Source organism: Deltaproteobacteria bacterium GWC2_55_46, assembly GCA_001595385.3.
GTDB lineage: Bacteria > Desulfobacterota > GWC2-55-46 > GWC2-55-46 > GWC2-55-46 > UBA5799.
Window position 1 is genome coordinate 1,095,064 of the sequence record LVEI03000001.1, and the last position, 23,814, is coordinate 1,118,877.

Consider the following 23,814-nt stretch of genomic DNA (forward strand, 5'->3'; position numbering starts at 1 on the left):
GTCAGGCGCCTGCCGCGGTCGAACGCAGGATCTCGATCCCCCTTGAGGCCAGGGTCTGCCACGAATAGGCATCAAGGATTTTTTGCCTCTCAGGCGGCCCCTGCTGAACCTCTGCTGAAGCGAGTTCGCCCGCTTTTCTTAAGAATTCGTCTTTGTCCATGGCGACCGTTAAAAGGCCGCCGTAGTCCTGTATCCCATCGTAATGTGTCGATAGCACAGGCTTGCCCATTGCCGCGTACTGGAGCGCCTTGAGCGTGGAAAAAAGGCTCTTTGCCGGCCTGAAAGGTATAAGACAGAGACTGGCGTACTTGATATAAGCAGGCATTTCGCGGTAAGGCCTCGGGCCAAGCAGATGGATGTTCCCGATGCCTTTAAGCTGGGAGTCGTCCACCGCCGAGGGGCCTACTACCACAATAGAGTCATCAGGATAGCTTTCAGCGCATTTCTTCATAAGGTCGAGGTCCACCCAGGACGCCAGTGTGCCTGTGTAGAGCATGATCCTGCCCTTAATGGTCTTGTACTCGGCAGGGATTGGAAGGGCCGCCTCCGGAGAGAACATCTCCGTGTCTATGCCGTTCTCTAAAGAGAAGACCCTTTCGTTCAAGCAGGCTTTCTTGGCCTGCAGCGTTTCCGTCTCGGCGAATACCGCGTCACAGTAGGAAGCGACCTCTTCCTCCAGTAGCTTTACGCGCATTGCGGCCTCCTTGCCATGCGCCTGTTCGGCCATAGCCACCCGCTCATCTCCGCAATCATAGACGACGCTCCACGGCTTGTACTCGTCAATAAGCTCCTTCAATATCAAAGGCTCATACGGCGAATAGGCCCAGATGATAGTCGGCCTGAACCCGGCATCCAGGAGCGCCCCTCTTATCTGCGAGAGTATGACATGTTTGTTAATGGGCTTAAGGAGCTGCACCCTGCCTGCGGGAAGGGCGTATTTCGGCGTAAATACGCTAAACTCTGCGCCTCTGCCCTGCCCGGCCTTCCTGAAGATATTCGTGATCGGCTCTGGCAGGTCTACATAGAAGACATCGTGCCCGAGTTTGTTGAAGGCCTTGGCCCATTGATACGACCTTCCCCACTCGAGAGAGGAATCGGCTCCGAAAAGTATCAGTATTTTTTCCTTTTTCAATGGAGCGCTCCTGCCCTGTATACGTGCACGTCGTACGGGCCGAAGTCATCGGACCAGCCCTGCTCTGATGCCGCTATAGACCTCGACTCTGAATAGACCTCAACGGTGCCGAACCGCTTTTCACCGGCCTTGAACCGCACCCCGGGTACTGACCGCTCAGTGGTGTTGGTCGCGAAGACGTAAACAAAGCCGTCCCCGCCCTCCCTGGCCGTCAATTTGATACTGCTGTCGCTTGCGGAGATGAAAACTTCACTCCGGGACAATATCACTTCTTCGAGGGCCATCACCTCGGTTGAGATCCGCTTGAAATCATCGTAGGCCTTCGGGTCGCATGGTTGGGGGCAATTGCCGCGATACGGGCCGTACCACCTCGACTCCATGCCTGAGGCGCTGACGAACCCCCACCATAGGAGACCCCTGGCTCCAGAGATTATCGACTTCCACGCCATCTTCTTCATATCCTCATAGACCGGGAACCTGCCTCCCTGAGTCCAGAGCTGCAGTACCGCCCAGACAGGCCTGCTCTCTTTGACCGCCTTTACCGCCTCTTCCGTCCAGAAATCCGCCCTTGCGAAGTAAGGCCCGGTAATATCACCGGCCAGATGATCGTCTATAAGGGGTCCGGAACCCAATGGATATATGTCGACCGAGAATACATCCCCTGTATCGCGCCACGCGTATATGGGGGCGGGTTTCGAGAAAACCTGAAGGGTGATACTCCCCTTGTTCGCATCCTTCAGCGACTGGTATTGCCTGAAGACCTCGGATACCGATGGGTGTCCAAAGAGGTCCGGCTCGTCTGCCGCATAGTAGCCCATGAGCCCGTCGTCGGTTATCTTTGTACCTATCGCCCTCCAGACCTCGTCATCGGTCATCCGTGCCGCCCAGTAAGGACGGTACTTGCTGGAGTCATGATAGTTGTTTACGATCTGCAAATGCATCGCGCCCCTTGAGCGAAGCGCCTCCGCCCACGGGTTTATCTGATCTTTGGCCTTATCAGGCAGGCCAGGGTTCGCGGCGGAAAAGGGGCTGAAGTAAATTACCGTATTTGATCTTGTATCCGCGTAGTTGTCGAGGGTCGATAGACCATCGAAGCCGCGTATCGTTTCATAATAGGCCGCTCTCGTGCCAAGACACCCCGAGCACCTGACCCCGCTCATCCTGTCATAGACGCCCCAGACAAACCGCGGTTTACCAGCGTGCACAAGAGTGTTGCCCCCGTCTATCCAGTTATTCAGGCCAGCCCTGAAGGAGGCTGGCTTCTTTACTACCCTGTACGCCGGGTACTCGGCTAATGTCGAGCCGTCGCCAACGCGCTTCAACCTTGCGCTCAGAATGACCTCGGAACCCGTAGAGACCTTGCCGGCATCCCATCTGAACTCATTCGAGCTACCGAGACCGGTCAAGACCATTTTCCCCAGCACATTGAGATCGGCGGCATCTTTTATCGTTATCTCCGCCTCTAAATCATTCAACGAACAGGTCAGGCAGGAGGGCAGGGAGACCTCGACATCCCCCCTTATCACCTGTTCTCCGTCATCCCAGAGAAAGCCCCTGAAGTTCGGATATCTTATAAAGACCTTCAACAACTCCGAGTTTGGGACAAGCTCGAGGTCGTCAAACCACACCGTACCCTCTGTTACCCCCGCCGTATGAAGCCTGTACTCGATGATATCGTCAATGTGGCCGGAGGAGACGTTGCCTTTCACCTCGAACCTTTGCCAATCGTTTGTTCCGCCGCTGCCTGAAACACCCGCCTCAACGAAAGCTCCATGCGTGCTGTCGAAGACCGAAATCCGGGGTATTCCTTTCTGATCGACCCGGTCAGTCTTTATCCATCCCCTGACCGTATACGCGATGGCGCCGCGCTTTAAGCCGGACTGGCGCGTTGAACCGCATTTCGCGGAAGGATCGAACCTGAGGCTTGCCTTTCCTGAACGCGCAACAGCGCCGTCTATCGAGAAACATTTGCCGATATTCCAGCCAGTCGGTCCTTCTTCGAATCCGGGGTTCTTGAGCATATTCGCCCCTTCAAGACTTGCCGGGGGTTCTGCCTCAAGCCCGCCAACCCCTTTAAGCCCTCTTTCCTGTGCGGACAGAGAGCAGCTTCCGGCAAGCTCAAAAAGCAAGGCAACGAGGAGCGCCGCAGAGCGTGAAGATATCTTTTGCTTCATTTCAGGCCCATCGTACCGTGGTCCCTTCGCGCCGCGCTTGCAACCGATGGCCGCGCGCCCTCAAGGCTTAAAAATGAGGCCGCCCCTTTAACGGCCTGCTCAAGGATCTCATCAGGCCCGGAATCGGCGTTTATCACGAGATCCGCCCATTTTCTGCTGGGATGGACGAACTCAAGGTACATGGGGCGCACTGAAAGAGAGTACTGGCTCGCAACCGACTCGACACTCCTTCCCCTTTCGGCCACGTCTCTTTCAAGGCGTCTCAGCAACATCAAATCAAGGCTGGCATCAAGAAATAATCTCAGGTCCAGCATCTGTCTTATCCCGGCCTGGCTGAGTATCAGGTGCCCCTCGACGATAACGACCTGAGCGCCCTTTATCGCCTTGCTGCCCGGCAGTCTCGAATGCGTGCTGAAATCATAGGAAGGGACTTCTGCCTCGGCGCCCTGGCGCAATCTGCCGAGATGTACCGCAAGAAGGTCCCAGTCGATGGCTGAAGGATGATCAAAGTTCACCCGCTCCCTTTGCTCCGTTGAAAGGCGGCTGAGGTCCTTATAATAAGAATCCTGCTGGAGTATGGCAGCGTCATTGCAGCCGATTTTTTTGGCAAGCGCGCGGGAGAGGGTGCTCTTGCCTGAACCGGACCCGCCGCATATGCCAATGAGCACTCTGTCCATATCAGTTCAGTGCGCTGTTGCCCAGGCCAAGTCCGCTGAGCACGCTGCGCATCGGAGCGAACCTGAACGCGGAGAGCAGGCTCGCTGTTTTTTCCATGGTCTTGTCGATATTGGTGTAATGCCTGAAGCTTGACAGAAGGCCTGCATCTATCCGCGGCTGTCCCGGGTCCATCTCCCACGGATGAAAATATAAGACTGCAGGCTGCTTCTCCGATTCGTTTATGTGAGCTATGGCTTTTTTGATCACCCAAAGCGGAAATAGCCTCAAATACCCGCCGCCCGCCACCGGGAGCCTGAACGCGCGCCCCCAGATGCTGAACTCCCTCGTTGAAAGCGGGAACTCGAGTATTGAGCCTGTCGGCCTTTTAATGACGTAAGGAAACCTTTCAGCGCCTGGTATGCCGTACACGTCATGCGTTATCGGGAATATGCTGGAATCGTACGAGAACCCTTCCTCTATTAAAATATCGATGGCCCACAGAGAGTTTCCGGTGATCGAGTAGCTCGGGGCCCTGTAGCCGGTGACCGCCTGGCCGGAAGCGTCCTCGAGTATGGACTTCGCGCGTTTCACGTCAGCCCTGAAGCCTTCCGCCCCAAGCCTGTATACAAGACCGTGACCGTAGCCATGGCAGGCGATCTCGTGACCCCTTTCCTGGATCCTCCTCACCAGCTGAGGAGCCCGCTCAGCCACCCAGCCGAGCACAAAGAAGGTCGCCTTTACCGAATGCTCGTCAGCCATGTCCAGCACCCTCAGGGTATTGTCGACCACCCTGGAGGGCAGGCTGTCCCATTCCCCCTTCTTTATGTACTTCTCAAAGGCGGTAACGTGATAGTAATCCTCCACGTCTATTGTAAGTGCGTTGCGCATGTGCCAGGCCTTTCCTGAGCCCCCACCCCGGGGGCATGCCTTTCTCAAAAAGTCTTAGCGACCCCTACCGCTACCCTGTGGGTCTCGTGGTTGTCGGAGTCTACTGCAGCTGATTCGTAATCGATGAAGTTGTACGTCAGATTTACGGAGGCATCCTCTCCGAGAGAGTACTCAAGCGCCTGGCTCACTATCGTCCTGAAGGTCGTAGCGCTCTGAGGATAAAAAATATACTTCTCCCTGCCCACGCTCGCGGAATAAGCGAGCCTGGAAGTGAAGTCGTGCTTAAGTCCAGCCGTAAAACCGTACCTTCTCGTATCGCGCTTGTCCGTGGCGGTGTTGACGTAATCGCTGAAATTGTGACCGAGCGTAAGTACGGTCCTTGCCCCGGCCTTCTTCACGAGGGTCGCCATGTAGCCATATTGGAATTTCGGGACGGAACGCGGGTCTTCGGCTATCCTGCCTGACGATGTGAACGCCGCTTCGAAATAACCGAGCTCATGCCTTACGGCCAGGTCCCAGACCGGGCTGTCGATATCGCTGCCGTCATCGAAGGTGAGCTTGCTGTAACCGGCTGAGGCTGCCAGTGACGCTCCGGCCGCGTACTCATACTTGAGGTCCGCCCAGGCCTCGACCCTGTCAAAATCGGAAATACGGTTTAACTGCCTGCCGTACTCGGCCCTGAGGCCTCCGGACGTCTTTTGCGACAGGTCGAAAGTAGAGGCGATGAACACGGAGTTCTCTTTCTTATCCACGCTCTCCTCGTCCTTGTACCAGTAATCCGAGTGCCTGTAGCCTGCCCTGAGGGATGTCGAGGATGACGGCCTCAGGACGATATACGGCTCGACCGCGAAAACATTGGCGTCGGTCTGGTTCAGGATGATGCTCTCCTGCAGCCTTTCCCTCGATATGTCCTTCGAGACCCTTGCGTAATCGTCGGTGACCTTCAGAAAGAACACATTACGAAGCAACTCGGCATTGAGCTTAAGAGCGGCCTTGTGGGACTCCAGGCTCTTGTCGCTGTGCCTGGCGAAATTTATCCAGTCGAAGAAATAGGACGCGCTGAGGCTCATCCTTGACGCCTCATACCTGGCGTTGAAGCCGGGGAGTATCCTTGTGATGAAATCCTCTTCCCTGTCCGACCTGGAGGCGAATATATTGTCGTTGTATTCAACGCTCGCCGTTATTGCGGGCTGGATGGCCTTTTCAGACGCTTCGGCTGCGGCAGGCAGTAAGAGCGCGACAACAGCAATGAGTATGTATCCCGATACGATCTTCATCTGCGCCGTTCATCCGAGTATCCGCCTGAAGATGCCCTTTTTCAAAGGCTTCTCCTCCGCGGATATTTTGTTGGTGTACTTTATAACGGTGTCATAAGGCTCAGGCCTCTCGTCTTCTTTTTCCGGGACGGAGTGGTTCTTCTCGAAATGCTCGGAGACAAGCCTTTCAACAAGGTCCAGCCTTCTGCCTAGCTCCCTTGCCGAGAAGACATCGATGCCCGCCGGCCTTTTCTCGATGAGATCCACCCTTTCGCTGACCTCATTGATCATCGAGATGACCTGCTCTGGCTGAGCCTTCGGCGCGGCTTCGACTCTACATCCGCCGTCTTTGTCACCGGCCTTTTCGCTCGCCCAGTACTGGTTCTCGAAATCGAGTTCCCTTACTATGTCTATGGCCGTCCGGGCGTCTATTGCCCTGGCCTTCTCCATGTACGCGGTGAGCATCAGGAAGTCGCATATAATATTGATGAGCCTTGGTATCCCATTGCTGTACCGGTGTATTATGTCGAGCGCTTCCGTGGTGAACGAGACCGCGTTCCTGTTGCCGGCGACCTGGAGCCTGTGGAATATGTACTCCTCGGTCTCATTCCGGAGGAGGTTATACAGATGGCAGCTTATATTGATGCGCTGCCTCAACTGGCGAAGTTCCGGCCTTGCAAGCATGGCCTTGAGCTCAGGCTGTCCCACGAGTATTATCTGCAGGAGCTTGGAGCTGTCGGTCTCGAGGTTGGAAAGCATGCGCACCTCCTCGAGGAGGTCCATCGAGAGGTTCTGCGCCTCGTCGATTATGAGCACCGGGGAGCAGCGCTTCGCGTACATCTCGATAAGAAAGTCGTAGAGCTCCTTCATGAGCACGGTCTTGTCGTTGCCGGATGCCTTAAGGCCGAAATCCGTGTTTATAAGCCTTAAGAGCTGCTCGGAGTCGACCCTTGTGCTGAAGACCTTGGAGACGACGACGTCCTTGCCGAGTCCATTGATCAGGTTGCGTATGAGCGTGGTCTTCCCCGCGCCCACTTCCCCGCTCAACAGTATGAACCCCGCCCTCTCGTTTATGCCGTACTCGAGATACATCGTGGCCTTCCTGTGGGTCTTGCTCATATACAGGAACTCCGGGTTCGGCACCAACTCGAATGGTTTGGCCGAAAGGCCGAAGAATTTTTCGTAGTCTGACATATTCATTCGCCCGCGCGCCTCAATAATTGTAATATGAATAGTGCTGGCTCATCTCTGTTTCAGCCCCGTTGTAGACTATGCCGAGCAGGTTCGAGCCCCTCAGGAGGTTAAGAGCCTCTCCGACGTGCTTTACCGATGCCGCCCTCTCCCTCACCACAAACAGGACGCCATCGACAGACGCGCTGAGGGACAGGGATTCGGCAAAGGGCAGTATCGGCGGGGCGTCTATGATTACGTACCTGTCGGGATACCTCTGTTTAACTCCGGCGATGAAGTCCTTCATCTTCTGTGACGAAAGGAGCTCAGCCGGGTTGTCTATCTTCCGGCCTGCCGGCAGGAACGAGAGCTTTCCCAGGTTGGTCCTTATGAGCGCTTTGGATAGGTCAAGGCCGTCCAGCAGGCAGTCCGTTATCCCAGGCTCGCCCTCCAGGTTCAGGTATTTGTTGAGCGAGGGCCTCCTGAGATCGGTGTCTATCAAAAGGACCGTAAAGTCGTAATCGCGCGACAGAGTGACGGCGAGGTTAAGCGACGTTATGCTCTTGCCCTCGGAACCTATCGAGCTCGTGACCAGTATGGTGTTCCGGAACTCTTCTGCTCCGGTGGTGAGGCCGACGATGATCGATTTGAGCTTCCTGTACTCCTCGGCCACGGCGGAGCCCTGGTCGTTGAGGGCCACTATAAAAGGGCTTACGCAGCTCACGTCAACCACCCTCGCCGGGGTCGAAGGCGTCTCGGCAACCGGCCTGCCTGCAGGCGGCTCCTTATGGGCCTTTTCAGGAGACCTCTGCTCCCTCAGTCTGGCCGCCTTCTCTATCGCTTGGTCGATCCTGCTCATTTTCCAGCTCCGTCTGCCTATTTTCCTGCTATCAAAGCTTTCCTATGTACGCGCCCAGATCCGTCGCCTCGAAGACAAGTATCGCGATGAGGACGACGGCGTATGCCCCGGCTATGGAAAAAGCCAGCATGTCCCTTCTTTTCCTCACGACGGCATCCGCCGGGTTCCTTATGACGGGTATTACCGCCAGCACCGGGACATTGAACTGGCTCAAGTCGTCTGGCCTCTTTGCGGAGGCGCTTAGATAATCGAGCGCGATAACGGCGCCAACCCCTCCCGCTATCCCCAAGAGAAGCCCCAGCAGGATTATCTGCACGCGGTTGGGGCTCACCGGCCTGGCCGATACCATGGCCGGGTCGACTATCCTGAAGGTCGCGGTCTTATCCTGGACCTCCATCTGCTTTGACACCTCAGATTGCCCGAGCTTGGCGACAAGGTCCTCGTAGATGCTCCTGTAAGTGTTCCTTTCCATCTCGAGCTCTGAAAGCTTCGTCTTCTCGGCGGGTATGTTCCTCAGATAGCTCTCCTTGGAGCCCACCAGCCTTCTCATGTGCTCTTCTTTCGCCGCTACGGCCGCCAATTCCCGTTCGGTCTTGTTGTACTCGTCCTTGAGCTGGTGATAGACGGGGTTTATCGTGGAAAGCTCGGTGTCAGCGGCCCCGCTGTCATATGGCTCTCCCTCTTTCCTGTTCTTGAGCATCTCCTTGAACGACTCCATCTCGACCTGGGTCCTCATAACCTCGGGATAATCCTTGGTGTAGGTCATCATCAGCTCGCGGAGCCTCTTCTGAAGCGAGATCAATCGCTCCTGCAGCGAATCCCTGCTCATAAGCGCCACAGTGTACGGCTTCTCCTGGCCGAGCTGCTTTTTTATGACCTCCCGCCTCGCCTCGAGCTCCCTTTTCTGGATCTTTATCGCGTCAAGCCCGTCCTGCACCCCTTTTATGTCAGAGACCACGGCGGTCTCGTTCACCGCCACGAAGACGCCCTTCTCCTTCCGGAACTTGATGACCTCTCCCTCTACCTCGTCCAGCTTTGCCTTGAAAAAGCTTATCTGCTCGGACAGGAACCTGTTCGCGCCGTAGGCCTCTTCCCTCTTGGATGAGATATTTTCCTCGATGTACATACGCACGAGCGTATTGACGTAGTCCGAGGCGAACTTCGGGTCAGCGTCCTTGAAAGAGACCACAAAGAGGTCCATGTCCTTCATATTCACCATGGTCCTGTTCTGCAGGTCCTTGACAAGGCTTTCAACCTGGCGGTCGTCCTTCACGTCCACCCCGAGGGTGTTGACCACCTTCGTAAGGATGTTCCTGCTGGAGATGGCGTATGAAAGGACGCGGAGCCTGTCCTGCATGGAAGGGGTTACCGCTATGTCCTTTATCAGCTCGTTTATCACGTTCTTCTCTATGAAGACAGTGCTCTTGGCCTCGTACGCCTTCGGCAGGGCGTAGCTCAACACGACCGAGCCGGCCGAGATGACGAGCACAACCGCAAGGAACAGGTACCTGTTCCTTATGACGAGCTGGGCGTATTTCCTGATATCAAGACCGCTGTCGCGCTCCATCAAACCCCTCCTAAAAAAGCCCTTCCCTTACCACGACATAATCGCCGGGGCTCAAGGCCAGGTTCTGGCTTAAGTCTCCCTTTTTCGTGAGGTCTTCCGCTCTCACCGGTATCGACGACCTCTTGTTGTCGCCGTTCTTCCTGAAGACGGTGACCCCGTTCTGGTTCGCGAACTTGGTGAAGCCTCCGGCCTCGAGTACGGCCTCCATGACGGTGAGACCCTCCCTGTACTCGATGAACTTGGGGGTATTCACCGCGCCAACGACATAGACGCTCCTTTCAAGGAGCACTGGCATGAATATCACGTCATTGGGCTCGATGACGATGTCATCCGAGGTCTTGCCTGTTATGAAAAGGTCGTAGAAGTCCTCCTTGACCTTTTTGCCATCCCTCTGGACGTAAGCGCGCTTCAGGTCCGCGCCCTTCGTCTCGCTTATCTGGCAGAGCAGCTGAAGGAGCGTCGTCCTTTTGTTAAGGTCCACGACCCCGGACTTTACTCCTCCCCCGAAGACATAGACCTTGCTGTTGTTTATGCCCTCCACTATGACGTTCACGGTCGGGTTCTTGACTATCGACTTGAGCCGCTCGGTCAGGACCTCCTGGAGCCCTGCCGGGGTATAGCCGGTCGCTACGACGTCCCCGATGGCCGGGATCGTGATCTTTCCGTCAGGCCTCACCCTTACAGGGGTGCTGAGCTCCTTGACGCCCCAGACAGATATGACGAGTGTGTCCCCGTCGCCTATGACGTAGTCTCCGGCCCTGGCCTGGCCGGATGCCAAAACAAGAAGTATTGCGAGCAATAGGGTCTTCTTCAAGGTCTCCGTCCTCTATCTCCCGCCTCTTCCGAACAACATGACCTTTGCGGTCTCGACCAATATGAAGATGTCCAGAAGGGGGGAGAGGTGTTTTATGTAGAAAAGGTCGTATCTGAGCTTCTCGAGCGAATCGTCGACAGAGGCGCCGTAAGGGTACTTTATCTGCGCCCAGCCCGTTATGCCCGGCTTCACGTAGTGGCGCTCCGTGTAAAACGGGATGGCCTCGCTGAGCTGGCTTATGAATTCCGGCCTCTCGGGCCTTGGCCCGACCAGGCTCATGTCGCCCCTGAGCACGTTGTAGAGCTGTGGTATCTCGTCGAGCCTCGATTTGCGAAGCCACCTGCCGATGCGCGTAACCCTCGGGTCGTTCTCCTGGCTCCAGACGGCGCCTGTTTCGGCCTCGGCGTCATTTCGCATGGTCCTGAATTTATAGAGGGCGAACTTCTTCCCCTTCTGGCCGACCCTTATCTGCCTGAAGAGGACCGGGCCTGGCGAATCGGCCTTCACCGCGAGCACTATGAATGGAATCATCGGCAGGGCGACAAGCAGCGCCGCGACCGACGTAAACATGTCGAAGACGCGCTTAAGGAGCATCTTCGAATGGGTGATCCTGAAGCCGTCAGAGAATATGAACCAGCTCGGGGTGATGTTCTCTATAAGGAGCTTGCCCGTTACCTGCTCGTAAAAAGAGGGCGCGTCCATCACTTCTATTCCGCCGAGCTTGCAGTCCAGCACGTCGCGGAGCGGGAAAGAGCCGCGCCGCTCTGAAAGGGATACCACTATCTTGTGGGCCTTTTCCTTCTGGACGGTCTCGGCGAGCCCCTCGCCACTGCCGATTATGGAATGCAGCGGCACCAGCACGGTCTCGTTGGTGCAGTTCACGTAGCCGGCCAGCACGTAATTATGGCTCATGCCGTTCATGACCGAGCCCATTTTATTCGCAAGCGGCCCTGTCCCGAGTATAAGCACCCTTTTCGCGAAGGTCGGAAGGCTCGACGATATCCGGAACGCGAGATGCCCCAGGAACTGATATACCGCAAACGACCCGAGCGAAAGCGCGAGCACGCCCCTGCCGATCATAAGCTGCGGAATAAGATAATAGGCGGTCGCCAATATGAAAAAGGACAACGCCATCGAGACGATCACCTTGGCAGAAATTTCTTTTTTTCCAGCGTTTTTCTCCAGGTTATAGAGCTCGCAGAGAAATGATGAGACTATGAGGACAGCCGCGAAAAAGAGAGCGCCGAGCCCAAAAAGAGAGCTTGCCTCAAGCGAGGTCCCGAAGCGTATGAACCACCCCGTATAGACCGCGAGGCAGGCCATCAACAGATCAAAGAGAATGAGTATGGAGACCTTTCCCATCGTTTTTACCTTTTTACCTTCTTACGGGTTCTTTTATTTTCTTCAAAATCTGCCTTGCGCTCTGGGCCTCAGGGAATTCTCCTTTAGCCAGCGCCTTTTCAATCGTCAACGCCGCCTCCCTGTCCAGGCCCTTACCCTTCTGGGCGAGGGCGAGATGATACAATACGGAGGGATTGTCCGGCAGCAGGTCGGAAGACCTTTTTAGCGCCGTGATGGCCTGGTCATACTTCCCGCTCTTGGTCAATATATAGCCGAGGGTGTCGAGGATGCTCGGGTCTTTCGGCGCAAGCACGTAGGCCCTGGCCGCAAGCTGTATGGCAGCCTGCGTATTCCCACCCTGGTCGGCATAGTAGTACGCGAGGTTATTGAGAGCTGGCACATGGTTTGGCGCTATCCTGAGGATCCTCTGATATTCGGTCGCTGCCTGCGCCTTTTTGCCGGTCAATTCAAGGATCGAAGCCGCCTGAAAGATGACCTGGGGGTTATTCGGGCTGACCTTCTCGGCGTCCCTGTATACCTGTAGAGCCGATTTAAAATCCCTTGCCCTGACATGGACAGACCCCAGCATGATATACGGCGTGATGTCCTTTCCTGAAAGGCTTACGGCCTTCTTAAGGCTTCCTACAGCCTTGCTCACGTCACCAGATGACTGTTGCACTATGGACATGGCGATGTACCCGATGGGGCTGCCAGGCCTGTCCTTTATCACATCCCTCGCGGCGGACTCGGCGGCATCCAGCTTGCCCATTGTCGCGTATATGCGGGCAGTCTCCGCCATAAGGACCGGGTTCCCCGGTTCCCTCGCAAGCTCCTTTTTGATCTTGTTCAAGGCGTCCTCGGGTTTCTTCATGGCAAGATACGTATTTACTATGAGGGCAAAGCCCGCCTTCGGGGCCTTCTTCTCTATCTCTTCAAAGACCTTGATCGCCTCATCGAATCTCTTTTCCGTCATGAGCGCCTTGCCTTTCATCTCGAGTACGGCAGGGTTCGAAGGCTCTGTCTTAAGTATCTTGTCCAGATAATCGATGACGGCGCCAAATTCCTTTTTGCCCAGGTAATGGTTCGAAAGCTCCATATAGGCCTGCCTGGTGCCGATCTCTGAGGCCATCTTCAAATAGGAGGCGGCCTCGTCCCTTTTACCGGTGGCCTCAAGGACAGAGGCGAGCATGACCATGGCCTTTGGGTCCTTGGGGGCCTTCGATACGAAGGCCTTGAGCTCCTCGACTACTTTTTCAGAAGCGCCTGAAAAGGAATAGATGGTGGCGAGCGCGAAGTGCGGGGCCGGCAGCTCCGGGTTGAGCTGCTTTGCCTTCTCCAGTATCTTTATGGCTTCTCCGGGCTTGTTCTCCCGGAGCAGTACTTCAGCCATCACTGTATGCAGGACAGCGTCCGCCTTCCCGCCCGAAAGGCCTTTCGAGATGGTCTCTTTCGCCTTCGCGAGATCATTGTGCTTTATATAATGATTTACGAGGATGAGCCTGGAGTTCAACTGTTCAGGGGCGATCTCTACCGCGCTCCTGAAATTGGCCTCCGCGTCCCTGCTCCTGCCCTTCGAGAGGCTATACATGCCCTTTTTAAGATGCGCGTCAACAAGCTTGGGGTCGAGGTCTATGGCCTTATTGAGCTCGGCTATTCCCTGCTCGTGCATATTCTTCGCCATGTAGGCGCTACCGAGCACATTGTGGGCGAGGGCGTTTTGCGGGTCGGTCTCCAAAGCCTTTCCGGCTTCGTTTATCGCGTCGTCAACCCTGCCCTGTATCAGCAGCACCATCGAGAGCATGACCCTCGGCGGCACATAAGAGGGCTCCAGGTCGAGCGATTTCTGGAACTGGCTGGTGGCCTGTTCGAGCTGGCCCCTCTGGTAATGGGCCTGGCCGAGGAAATAGAGCGTAAGCGGGCTCGCTCCGAGGGTTGAAGCCTTCTGCAGAAGCGTAATAGAGTCATCCAGGTTTTTCTTATAGCTGAACGCGACCCCCTTGATAAGGTAACCTTCCGGCCTGTTAGGGTATTTTTCGATGAGCTTCCCGCTCAATTGTACCGCTTCGTCATGCCTGCCCGTGTCCAGCAAGATCGAGCCCTTCCTGTAAAGCGCCTGAAGGTCGTCAGGGTTGCCTTTAAGTACCTGGTCCAGGCTCCTTACCGCCCCGTCGTAGTCTCCTTTGCTGCCGTACACTTCGGCCAGCATGTAAAGGGCGTTCCTGTTGCCTGGCTCTTTCGCCAGCACCTTATCGACGCCGGCCTTCGCCTCTTCCTGCCTGCCCATGGCCATGTATACCTTTGAGAGCAGCAGCTCGGTCTCTGACCTCTGGCCGTTGAGGGACAGGGCATTTTTCATATGGTCTACGGCCCTGTCGTATTCCGCTTTTGACGCCTCTGCCAGGCCAGCGGCCTCGAACGCGTCCGCGTCCGTCGAGCCGTCCGAGATGAGGTCCTTTATCTCGCTGAGGGCTTCATCCGGCCTGTTCTTCTGTACGTATACCTTCGCGAGCTCTATCCTGGCCTCCTTGAGGGAGGGGTTCTGCCTGATTACTTTCTGAAGCTCCTTTTCCGCGGAATCGAAGTTGGCGAGGCTGTAATAGGCCTTGGCGAGCTGGAAGCGCGCCTCAAAATAGTTCGGGTCCTGCTCCAGCGCGTTCTTGAAATATACGACCGCGCCCCTCGAGTTCTTCTCCTCCATCAGCTTTGTGCCTTCCTTGAGGAGCTCCTCCTTCTGTTTGCCCGCGTTGCCGCACGCGGTCACGAGCGTCATGAACAAAAGAAAAGAGACCGAGGCGAAAAACCTTCCCTTAAACAATGTTATATTCTCCTTTTACGTCGTAATCTCCGGCCATCACCTGTTTTATTACGAGCGTGAACTTCTGATAATTAAGGGGCTTGAGCATGCAGTAGGTGGTCTTGTTGTCAAGGACGCTCATCAGTTCCGTGTCTATGTGCGTGGCCAGGATCATGAGCGGGACCGCCCTTTTCTTCAGCTCCTCCAGAAGGACGTTCCCGTACGGGTAGCTCGTGATGACCAGGCCGAACTCGTTCTGGTCGAGCTTCTTCGCGAGCTCCCCCATTTCATTGGCCAGGACCTCTGTTCCAAACCCCTCGGACCCCAGGATTGCCGAGCAGACTTTCGAGAAACCGGCGTCATCGATGATGAGAATGCGCTTCTTGAACATGCCAGTCAGAATTGCAAGTTTCATGCCCAGCTTCCTGGGAGAGTCCAGGTCAAAAGACATGATACGTACCCATCGGTGGAGGGTTTTGATTTTAATAAGGATTTTCAGAAAAGGAGTGGTGACTTAAGGATGGAGTAGGCTTTTCAGATTAGACTGAAATCATACCTTTGGATGAGAGCACTGTTTCCAAAAGAAACACTTTCTGCCAAGATAGCGTTTTAATTGGGGTATGTTTGTATCTTTTCGATACACTTTCAATTTTCCTTTTAAATCCCGCAATTAGGGCTTAAGTGTTTCCATTGGATACATCAAGCCAGTTCAGCCTCTTTAAGCCTCTTGTAGAAGGCCTTTCTGGAGATACCGAGCATCTTCGCGGCCTTTGATTTGTTGCCTTTGCACTCCTGCAGTGTCTTTGTTACAGCATCAAGTGCCATCTCCTTGAGGGTCAGGGCAGATGAGTGGCGCCGTGGGGCGCTTCCAGCGGACCGTGTGCCGAGCAGGAATTCCTCCGGGAGCTCTTTGATCGTTATCCTGTCTTTTTTCGCGAGGACCACGGCCCGTTCAACTACGTTTTTGAGCTGCCTTATGTTGCCGGGCCATGGATAGCCCTCGAAGATCCTCATGACGTCGTCGGATATCGTGAGGAGCTTTTTCTCCCTCAGGCATACCTCGCTGAGGAACTCGGACAATATGAGCGGCAGGTCGGCCCTCCTCTCCCTCAGCGGCGGCACCGTAAGCTGCACGACGTTTATCCTGTAGAAGAGGTCCCTTCTGAACGTGCCATGCTCGACCTCTGCCTTCAGGTCCCTGTTGGTAGAGCATATGAGCCGGAAGTTTACCTTTATCTTCTTGCTGCTCCCGAGCCTCTCCATCTCGCGCTCCTGGAGCACCCTCAGAAGTTTCGCCTGGAGCTGAAGCTCCAGCTCCCCTATTTCATCGAGGAAGAGCGTGCCGCCTTCGGCCTCTTCGAACCTCCCGATCCTTGTGGAGAGCGCGCCCGTGAAAGAGCCTTTCTGGTAGCCGAAGAACTCCGCCTCCATCAGCTCTCGCGGGAACGCGGCGCAGTTCACCGCCACGAAGGGATTCTCGCGCCGCGAGCTCGTATAATGAAGCGTCTTGGCGATGAGCTCCTTGCCGGTGCCTGTCTCGCCGGTTATCAGCACGCTCGAAGCGGTGTTCTTTACAGACTCGATCATCTCGACTATTTTTCGCATCTCGTGCGTGGTGCCAATGATGAAGTGCTGGATATGCTCGGAGGAGAGCCTTTTCCGAAGCGTGTCGACCTCGCGCTTAAGGCGCCTCTGCTCAAGGGCCCTGGCGAGTATGCCTTTTAGCTTAAGGTAGTCCGGCGGCTTGATGAAATAATAGAACGCGCCCCTGGTCATGGCCTGGACAGCCGAATCGACGCTGCCGTAAGCGGTAAGGAAGATGACCGGCACGTCCGGGTGCCTCTCGGAAGCGTACTCGAAGAGCTGCATGCCGTTTTTCCCCGGCAGCTTTATATCGGTTATGACAGCGTCGAGGTCCTCTGAATCCATGAGCTCGATGCCCTGCTCGGCTGTCATCGCGCTCAATATATGATAGCCTTCCTCCGCGAGGATGGCCGAGAGGACCTTTACGGCGTTTGGCTCGTCGTCTATTATCGCTATCTTCGCTCTTACAGTTGAATTCATCCGGCAAAACCATCAGCCGCGGGGATGTACAGGCGCACGAGGGTGCCCCCCTTGCCGCTTTTTATGTCCATGCGCCCGCCGTTCTGCCTTACCAGCTCCCGCGTAAGGAGGAGGCCGAAGCCCTTGCCTTCGCCCTTTTTCGGGAATACAAGGACGTCCTCGCCAAAGAGCTGCAAGCCGGGGCCGGTATCAGATATCTCGATTACGACCATGCAGTTGCCGTTATCATTGTCAACAGATGTCTTTACGCTGAACCCATCTCCTGCCTTCAATACCTCTATCGCGTTATTCACGATGTTGAGTATGGCATGCTCTATCTGGAAGGAGTTGGCCTGCGCCGGAGGGACGTCCCCGTACGAATAGGTGAACCTGATATCCCTGGAAGCGGCCTGCAGGGCCGTCAGCATCTCTATCTTCTTTATGATGTCGTTTACATCCACCTCTGATATCTCGGCTTCAGATACCGAGGAGCTCAAAAACCTTGAGATGAAATCGTTGAGCCGTTTTGCCTCAAGCTCGATAATATCCGTAAACTCCTTCAGGGTACTTTCCTGAGGATACCTTCCCCTCAAATAGACGACCGCGCCCATTATGGCGTTTAGCGGGTTTCTGACGCTATGCACAAACGCGGTCGCCGTCCTGCCGGTATCAATGAGGCTCTGGATGCCGGTCGTCGCGCTCTCGGGCCTGGCGGGATATGTCCGTATCTGGACCTCTGCCCCGCCTGCCCTGTGCCGCTTATCCATGATCGGGCTTATCTCGACGTCGGACTTGACCTGTCCAAGGACGGAGTTGAAGTAATGCCCCTTGATGGCAACGGGGCGGGCGGTCCTCAGCACCTTTACAAGAGCGTCCCTGTTATCAACGAATATCCTGGGCAGCACCATATAATACTTCTTGCCCAGGGCGTTGCCTGCGGCTATGCCGGTAGCCTGTACGGCATCCTGGTTCCAGACGTTCACTATGAGCCTGGAATCGGTCCCGAATTTAAAGCTTTTCTCCATCTCAGATCATCCCCTGTGAAATAACCGCCCCTGCGTAAAAGATGGTTTGAAATCACCCACATTATATCGGATCTACCCGGACCGCCGGCAAAACCTGTTCACAGTCCAGAACCGGACCGTGAAACCAGCTTGCATTCAACTGCGCTATTATGATAAATCTTTTTCGGACGATTCTGAAAAATATTTAATTTTACATGTATTTAGCCGGAGACGGCCCTGCGAAATAAGCAATCGCATTATACATTTTCCTGAATTTTTCCGCTTTCTGAATTTTTCAGCAACAGAAAGGTTGCCCGCTGAGAAGAGATATCCTTGTCCGCGTCCTTCCCTTCGCCCTTTTCATGGCCCTTATCGGCGCCGAGGAAGGACTACGTTATCTTTCCCCCTACCTCGGGCTATCCATCGGTACAGGCGCTGCCGTCTATTTTTATCCCATGAAGATCGTCGCGGCCGGCCTGGCGCTCCTGTACTTCCGGAAAGATTACGACGAGCTATGCTTTCGCGACCTCCTGCGTCCGGCCATGACCGCGCAGAGCATACTGGCCGGACTGGCCATATTCATACTCTGGATAAACATGGATTGGGGCTTCGCGAGGTTCGGCCCGGCGGAAGCCTTCGATCCAGGCTCCATCGAAAATGATACCAACAGAGCCCTGTACATCGCGACCAGGCTTTTCGGAGCGTCTGTACTCGTACCCGTGATGGAAGAGATATTCTGGAGGTCTTTTCTTCTAAGGTACATCGCGAACCCGGACTTCAGGGGCGTGGCGATCGGGGCCTGGGCGCTTACGCCCTTTCTGGCGATCACTGTACTTTTCGGCCTCGAGCATAACATGGTAGCCGCGGGATTGATGGCAGGGGCCGCCTATAACCTGCTCCTCTTCAGGACCCGGAGCATAGCGCAGTGCGTAATCGCCCACTCGACAACGAATCTCGCCCTGGGCATCTACGTTATGATGACCGGGAGCTGGCAGTTCTGGTGATCCGCTTTAGTATCGACTACGGTCCACGGGGATTTTCGCGGGATCTTCAGGCGGCGGATTTTAAGGCCGGTATCATGATCCCACAGATTCAGATACTGTAGGTGCTGTCCCTCTCCCAATCAGTGAAGAAATGGAAGAGCTCTGGTTTGCGCTGGGCTATCTGGCGCTCGATATTGCTTATCCTGGCTATATAGGGGATCCTGTTGCCGTGATACTCCGTGACGTCCCCGATCTGGTTGAAGACCACGCCGGAGACCTTCAGGAGCTGAAAGAGGCTCTTTTCCATTACAGCATACCAATTGACCACGCCCAGCCACTTGCTCTCCCTGTACATGGCCTTGTAAAGCCCGAGCACTATCTCTGGACGGCGGCGCTGGCTGTGGCCCGCTGACGAGGACTCGTCCACGGTAGAGCCGCTGGCGCCGTACAGGTCGTCGCCAGCCCTTCTCCTGTAGAGCTTGCTTATCGCGAGCCGCGAGACCTCTACAGCGCTGTCTTTTGGGACTTGAGAGGTATCGAGCCTGGTCTTGCAGTGTTTCTCGATGGGAAAGCCGAGCTCTGACGACTTTATTAGCCTTACCGTCCCGACTATGTTGTCATGCCTGTCCTTGGCTATGAAGTGCACCGAGTGCTCGTCGTACTCGTCCCTTTCCGTCCCCGAGGGGTGGTCCGCGGTCGACTCAAACCCGCATTCGAGGCAGTAGACCTGGTACCGGAGCTTGAAAACCTCCTTCAGCTCGTCTTCAGTCTCTACCCGCTTGAATGTGAACATAGGAACGCCGCCCTGTATAGGGTTAGTGAGAATCCGCTGAGTGAGTGAGGGCAGGCGTATCATGCCTGCGGGAAAAATACTATCATATTCATCTACTTGCCGCAAAGGAAATCAGGATGAGAGCGGCCACGGGATAAGGGTGTCGCCGGTCCAGGCCTTGAGCCTGGACCGGCAATTAAAGTATTACTCCGTCCTAAATGAGGCCTTCACGCCTGATACGCGTGACCATAACCCCAGCGAGACCTATCCCTAACAAGGCTATGACCGAGGGCTCAGGGACGGCCGTTGGAGGGTCATCGAAAAAAGCATAGCTATTGGTTTCACCATCACCAGCATTCTTTACCTGGTATTGCAGGGTATAAGTACCCGTAGCTGATGCTGTCCAGCTCCAGTGTTCCCACGGAAGGGGCCCAAGATCGACCTCCTCGCCGGTATATTCTCCTTCGGGAGTGGTTATCTTGTAGCCCAGATCAAATGAGTCGGCGTACCAGGGCTCAGCCACGACATCGCCCTCGCCATTCAAGACGCTTATCAAGGCATAGTCGTTGTAATCACTTGCATCAATGGCGGAATACGGAAAATATACCTCATCACCGCAACAGAAAGTAGCCCAGCCTTCGACCGTCTCCCCTTCGTTTAAAGAAAAACTTTGGGAGAGGGTTGTGAAATCACCAGCTACCGTTGTAAGTATCGCAAAATAATTTCCATCCACCGGGGTATAAGTGACTATATCGGGACGCTCGTACCCCCCTTCGTCTGTCGGCCCAGTCCAACTTGTCACTACATCAATTGCGCCATCTTCAACCCAGCCCGATGTATCGCCCGTCTCAAAACCAAGGTTTACCGGCTGCGAGTACGCGTTAGAGGAAAGACCCAGCACAGAAAACGCGGCTACAGCCAAAAGCCTTTTCATAGCCCAGCCCCCCTTTTGCAGGTTGTTTGTTAAAAGTATAACAGAGAAGTTGAACTATGCTGGTTCACCCGCAAAATAAAAGCGGGTCAAGGTTTTATCCCCGAACCCGCAAAAGCACACACAAAAAAGGCGGCCCCTATCCCCCCACCACATAGCCCTTCTCGCCGAGCGCCTTAAGTATCCTCTCCGAATGCTCGTGCCCCTCAACCTCGAGTATTATCTCAAGCCTTATAGAGCCTACAGACACATCTACCGCCTCCCTCTGGTGTATCACATGGAGTATATTGGCCTTGAGCGCGGCTATCTCGGCGGTGAGGCGCGCTAAAGACCCCGGCTCATCGGGTATGATGGTCGTTATCTTCAAGATCCTGCCCTCTCGCAGCAGGCCCAGCCTTATCACCCTGTCAAGGGTGGTTACGTCTATGTTGCCGCCGCTTAAGACAAATACCGCCTTACGGGTCGATCCGGGGAGCTTGCCTTCCATCGCTGCTGCCACAGGCACCGCCCCTGCCCCTTCGACTATGAGCTTTTTCCTTTCAAGGAGCTTTACTATCGCCCCCGCGATAGAGTCCTCGCCGACGTCGACCACCCTGTCGACATATCTTTTTATTACCTCGAATGTCTTCTCCCCGACTCGCTTTACCGCTATGCCGTCGGCTATGGTCGGCCTCTGCTCTACCACGCTCGGCGCGCCCCTTTTTATCGACTCGACGCACGAGCTTGACGCCGCGGCCTCGACCCCGACCACGGTTATTCCACCGCGTGTTTCCTTCAAGGCCGTCGCTATGCCAGAGATGAGCCCGCCGCCGCCCACGGGGACGACGACGGTATCTGCCTGGGGCACGGCCGCGAGTATCTCCAGGCCTATCGTCCCCTGCCCTGCCATGACCTGGTAGTCGTCGAATGGGTGGATGAAGAAGAGCCCCTTTTCTCTGGCAAGGTCTTTTGCGTATCTGTATGATTCGAAAAAATTCCTGCCATGGAATACGACCTCGCCGCCGTAGCCCTTTGTGGCTACGAACTTCACGATGGGCGTCGTCTCAGGCATGACTATGAGGGACCTTACCCCGAGAAGCGTAGATGCCCAGGCCACCCCCTGCGCGTGGTTGCCTGACGAGGCGGTTATGACCCCGGTGGACTTTTCCGCGTCCGTTAGTGACGAGATCTTGAAGTACGCCCCCCTGGCCTTGAACGAGCCGGTCTTCTGGAAGTTCTCCAATTTAAGGAAGCATTCAAAGCCGAAGAGTTGGGAGAGGCTGGAAGAGAATATTACGGGGGTGTTACTTACTATGCCTTTTATCCTTTGGGCGGCCTCCTTTATAAGCTCTATCATAAGCCCCCGTTGAGCTGCCGGTTTTGGCAACCGTGAAGAACTCCGATTATATCCAGGCTGCCCTAAAGCCTCTGCCGCAACGCCTCAAAGATCGCCACAGCCCCGGCCTGCGCCGCGTTCAAAGAGTTCACCTGCCCGCGCATGGGGATCGATACGCAGAAATCACAGCTCTCGCGAACAAGCCTCCTTATGCCCTTGCCCTCGCTCCCTATGACTACGCATAAGTCCCTGTCGAGATCGGCGGTGTAGACCGTATCCCGGCACCCGGCCTCTACAGCCACGGTCCAGACCCCCTCCTCCTTGAGCTTCTCTATCGCGCGTACGAGGTTCACCTCTCTTGCTATCCTCGTATGCTCGGTAGCCCCGGCTGAGGCCTTAACAACGGTTGGCGTCACCTCGCTCGCCCTGTCCTTCGGGATTATGACGCCGTGGAGACCGGCTGCGTTGGCGGTGCGGATAAGCGAGCCCAGGTTCTGCGGGTCCTGGATAGAATCGAGTATGAGGAAGAATGCCTGTTCTTTACTCTCCTTCCAGAAGGAGATGAGGTCCTCTATATCGTAGTATTTGAACTCTTCATGGATCAGCGCGGCCACACCCTGGTGCCTGTCGGTGCCCGCAAGCCTTCTTATCTCTTCCTCGGGCATCCTCGCGACTTCGATATTTCTCTGGCGCGCGTGCCTGATTATATCCAAAGCGGCCTTGCCTGTCCTGCCCTCGGCCAACAGGATCCTGTCTATGGCAGATGCGGCCTTTAAAGCCTCCAGGACCGGGTTTATCCCGTAAACTGTCCTCACAGCCCTTCTTTCCACTCCGGCGCTTTTATCGCCTTGAGCTTCTCTTCTATGACAGAAGCCTTCTCGAGCTTGCCGCTTTTTTCATAAAGCTCGCCTAAGTGAGAATATATCTCTGCAAGCGCCCCAGGGCGCCCGGCAGGCACGGCGTCCGCGGCCTTAAGGAAGCTCCCCTCAGCCGCCTCGTACTCCCCTGCCCTCAACTGGATAACGCCGAGAGTGTCGAGGTAGCTGTAGCCGCCTTCGCCCGACATCCTTACCGCCTTCTCAACCATAGAGCGCGCCCCCTCCATATCGCCCTTTTCCATCAGGAGCCAGCCCAGGTTGTTGTAGAACTCAGGCGCTTCCCTTAGCTCTATCGCCCTACCATAGCTTTTTTCCGCCTTTGGGTACTCCTTCATCCTGAGATAAACATTCCCGATGGCGAAGTAGACGTTCGCCTCTTTCGTATCTATTGATTTGGCGCTGTCGTACTCGCGTAAAGCGAGGTCATACTTGCCCTGAGACTCGTAGATGGCCCCCAGCCTCATGTGCTCGTTTAATGAAAGCGGGTCGGGCCCCGCGACCTTTATTACCCCGCAGGAGGAGAGGATGACGCTTAAAATAAAAAACAGGGTCAGTCTTTTCATCACTTCATCCCCTTGGGCCTGACGGCAAGTGTAGCGTAGCCTGTCTTTGACCATGCCTTCTTAAGCTCAATGAATGAGTATACCTTATCCTGTTCAGTCCCGGAGTGGGCGACGACTACCCTTGCCCGTTCGCTTATCCCTGTGGCCACTATGTAATGGCCGACCGGGTAGAAGTCATACCCGAGGTTAAGAAAGAGGATCAAGGGCGAGCCATCTTTAAGCCTGGCCTGCAGGTCGCCCAAGCTACCCTTGTAAAAGCTCGCATCAAAGCCCTTTTCCTTGGCGTAGGCAAGCAGGTCTATGGGCAGTGTGCCCCTTAGCTTTTCATTGTAGACGGCTCTGCCCACATCGTCCATCGTATCCTCTGAGCCGTAGAAGGCCATGACACCCGCGAGGGCAGCTGGGCCGCACATATACTCGTCCTGAGAGAAAAAGGGCACCCCTTCGATAATCGCCCCTCCCTTCGCGTCCCCTCTCAATGACGCGAGCACCGCCTGCCTGTCGGTGGTAACGGCGCACCCGACAAACGAGAGAAACAAAATAAAAAAAATAAAAGCCCTTAAGAAAGACATTTTTTAATCGCTTAACAGGTTCATATTTTGTTCAGACTGCTCGAAAAAGCTCCATATGCGAGGCGATTCTCGCCGTTTGATGAATGAGGCATACTCATCAT

General features: G+C 55.3%; 21 protein-coding genes. 1 reads left to right on the forward strand and 20 read right to left on the reverse strand.

What is annotated here, in order from left to right:
- Position 1 precedes the first annotated feature (1 nt).
- From A2V21_305135 to A2V21_305200, 14 genes are all read right to left on the reverse strand, one after another.
- The gene (locus A2V21_305135; GenBank protein OIJ73702.1) at positions 2 to 1,132 is read right to left on the reverse strand and encodes a hypothetical protein; all 1,131 of its coding nucleotides are present in this window, start codon (positions 1,130 to 1,132) and stop codon (positions 2 to 4) included.
- Positions 1,129 to 3,306, reverse strand: a complete 2,178-nt coding sequence (locus A2V21_305140; GenBank protein OIJ73703.1) for a hypothetical protein — start codon at positions 3,304 to 3,306, stop codon at positions 1,129 to 1,131. Before A2V21_305140 ends, A2V21_305135 begins: the two co-directional genes overlap by 4 nt.
- A complete protein-coding gene (locus tag A2V21_305145; protein ID OIJ73704.1) occupies positions 3,303 to 3,983 on the reverse strand; it encodes a uridine kinase in 681 nt (226 codons plus the stop codon). Before A2V21_305145 ends, A2V21_305140 begins: the two co-directional genes overlap by 4 nt.
- A gap of 1 nt (position 3,984) precedes the next feature.
- Complete coding sequence (locus A2V21_305150) at positions 3,985 to 4,851, reverse strand: polysaccharide deacetylase (protein ID OIJ73705.1); 867 nt, start codon at positions 4,849 to 4,851, stop codon at positions 3,985 to 3,987.
- A 44-nt stretch (positions 4,852 to 4,895) separates the two neighbouring features.
- The gene (locus A2V21_305155; protein OIJ73706.1) at positions 4,896 to 6,128 is read right to left on the reverse strand and encodes a hypothetical protein; all 1,233 of its coding nucleotides are present in this window, start codon (positions 6,126 to 6,128) and stop codon (positions 4,896 to 4,898) included.
- Between the two features lie 9 nt (positions 6,129 to 6,137).
- Positions 6,138 to 7,301 (reverse strand): hypothetical protein, encoded by a 1,164-nt coding sequence (locus A2V21_305160; protein OIJ75060.1) that lies wholly within the window; start codon positions 7,299 to 7,301, stop codon positions 6,138 to 6,140.
- Between the two features lie 19 nt (positions 7,302 to 7,320).
- Positions 7,321 to 8,136: a polysaccharide biosynthesis protein gene (locus tag A2V21_305165; GenBank protein ID OIJ73707.1), complete on the reverse strand. Its 816-nt coding sequence runs from the start codon at positions 8,134 to 8,136 to the stop codon at positions 7,321 to 7,323.
- A 31-nt stretch (positions 8,137 to 8,167) separates the two neighbouring features.
- Complete coding sequence (locus A2V21_305170; GenBank protein ID OIJ73708.1) at positions 8,168 to 9,703, reverse strand: hypothetical protein; 1,536 nt, start codon at positions 9,701 to 9,703, stop codon at positions 8,168 to 8,170.
- 10 nt (positions 9,704 to 9,713) lie between these two features.
- Positions 9,714 to 10,517 carry a sugar ABC transporter substrate-binding protein gene (locus A2V21_305175; protein ID OIJ73709.1) on the reverse strand — a complete coding sequence of 268 codons (804 nt, stop codon included), beginning with the start codon at positions 10,515 to 10,517 and terminating at the stop codon, positions 9,714 to 9,716.
- A gap of 12 nt (positions 10,518 to 10,529) precedes the next feature.
- Entirely contained in the window at positions 10,530 to 11,879 is a 1,350-nt protein-coding gene (locus tag A2V21_305180; GenBank protein ID OIJ73710.1) for a glycosyl transferase, read from the reverse strand.
- A gap of 13 nt (positions 11,880 to 11,892) precedes the next feature.
- Positions 11,893 to 14,673: a hypothetical protein gene (locus A2V21_305185; protein OIJ73711.1), complete on the reverse strand. Its 2,781-nt coding sequence runs from the start codon at positions 14,671 to 14,673 to the stop codon at positions 11,893 to 11,895.
- Positions 14,666 to 15,043, reverse strand: a complete 378-nt coding sequence (locus A2V21_305190) for a hypothetical protein (protein OIJ73712.1) — start codon at positions 15,041 to 15,043, stop codon at positions 14,666 to 14,668. The genes A2V21_305185 and A2V21_305190 overlap by 8 nt, the downstream gene beginning before the upstream one ends.
- Before the next feature lie 308 nt (positions 15,044 to 15,351).
- Positions 15,352 to 16,716 (reverse strand): sigma-54-dependent Fis family transcriptional regulator, encoded by a 1,365-nt coding sequence (locus A2V21_305195; protein OIJ73713.1) that lies wholly within the window; start codon positions 16,714 to 16,716, stop codon positions 15,352 to 15,354.
- The gene (locus A2V21_305200) at positions 16,713 to 17,720 is read right to left on the reverse strand and encodes a hypothetical protein (protein OIJ73714.1); all 1,008 of its coding nucleotides are present in this window, start codon (positions 17,718 to 17,720) and stop codon (positions 16,713 to 16,715) included. Before A2V21_305200 ends, A2V21_305195 begins: the two co-directional genes overlap by 4 nt.
- A 269-nt stretch (positions 17,721 to 17,989) precedes the next feature.
- Between A2V21_305200 and A2V21_305205 the strand changes: the two genes are divergently transcribed.
- Positions 17,990 to 18,703, forward strand: coding sequence for a CAAX prenyl protease-related protein (locus A2V21_305205; protein OIJ73715.1), 714 nt, complete (start codon positions 17,990 to 17,992; stop codon positions 18,701 to 18,703).
- Positions 18,704 to 18,791: 88 nt separating this feature from the next.
- On the opposite strand, the gene A2V21_305210 is transcribed toward A2V21_305205, so the two are convergent.
- The 6 genes from A2V21_305210 to A2V21_305235 all read right to left on the reverse strand — a co-directional run bounded on the left by A2V21_305210 (position 18,792) and on the right by A2V21_305235 (position 23,713).
- The gene (locus A2V21_305210; GenBank protein OIJ73716.1) at positions 18,792 to 19,475 is read right to left on the reverse strand and encodes a hypothetical protein; all 684 of its coding nucleotides are present in this window, start codon (positions 19,473 to 19,475) and stop codon (positions 18,792 to 18,794) included.
- Positions 19,476 to 19,668: 193 nt separating this feature from the next.
- The gene (locus tag A2V21_305215) at positions 19,669 to 20,388 is read right to left on the reverse strand and encodes a hypothetical protein (GenBank protein OIJ73717.1); all 720 of its coding nucleotides are present in this window, start codon (positions 20,386 to 20,388) and stop codon (positions 19,669 to 19,671) included.
- 136 nt (positions 20,389 to 20,524) lie between these two features.
- Positions 20,525 to 21,721 (reverse strand): threonine ammonia-lyase, encoded by a 1,197-nt coding sequence (locus A2V21_305220; protein ID OIJ73718.1) that lies wholly within the window; start codon positions 21,719 to 21,721, stop codon positions 20,525 to 20,527.
- A gap of 62 nt (positions 21,722 to 21,783) precedes the next feature.
- Positions 21,784 to 22,515, reverse strand: coding sequence for a 23S rRNA (guanosine(2251)-2'-O)-methyltransferase RlmB (locus tag A2V21_305225; GenBank protein OIJ73719.1), 732 nt, complete (start codon positions 22,513 to 22,515; stop codon positions 21,784 to 21,786).
- Positions 22,512 to 23,141, reverse strand: coding sequence for a hypothetical protein (locus tag A2V21_305230; GenBank protein ID OIJ73720.1), 630 nt, complete (start codon positions 23,139 to 23,141; stop codon positions 22,512 to 22,514). Before A2V21_305230 ends, A2V21_305225 begins: the two co-directional genes overlap by 4 nt.
- Positions 23,141 to 23,713, reverse strand: a complete 573-nt coding sequence (locus tag A2V21_305235) for a hypothetical protein (GenBank protein OIJ73721.1) — start codon at positions 23,711 to 23,713, stop codon at positions 23,141 to 23,143. The genes A2V21_305230 and A2V21_305235 overlap by 1 nt, the downstream gene beginning before the upstream one ends.
- Between the last annotated feature and the right edge of the window lie 101 nt (positions 23,714 to 23,814).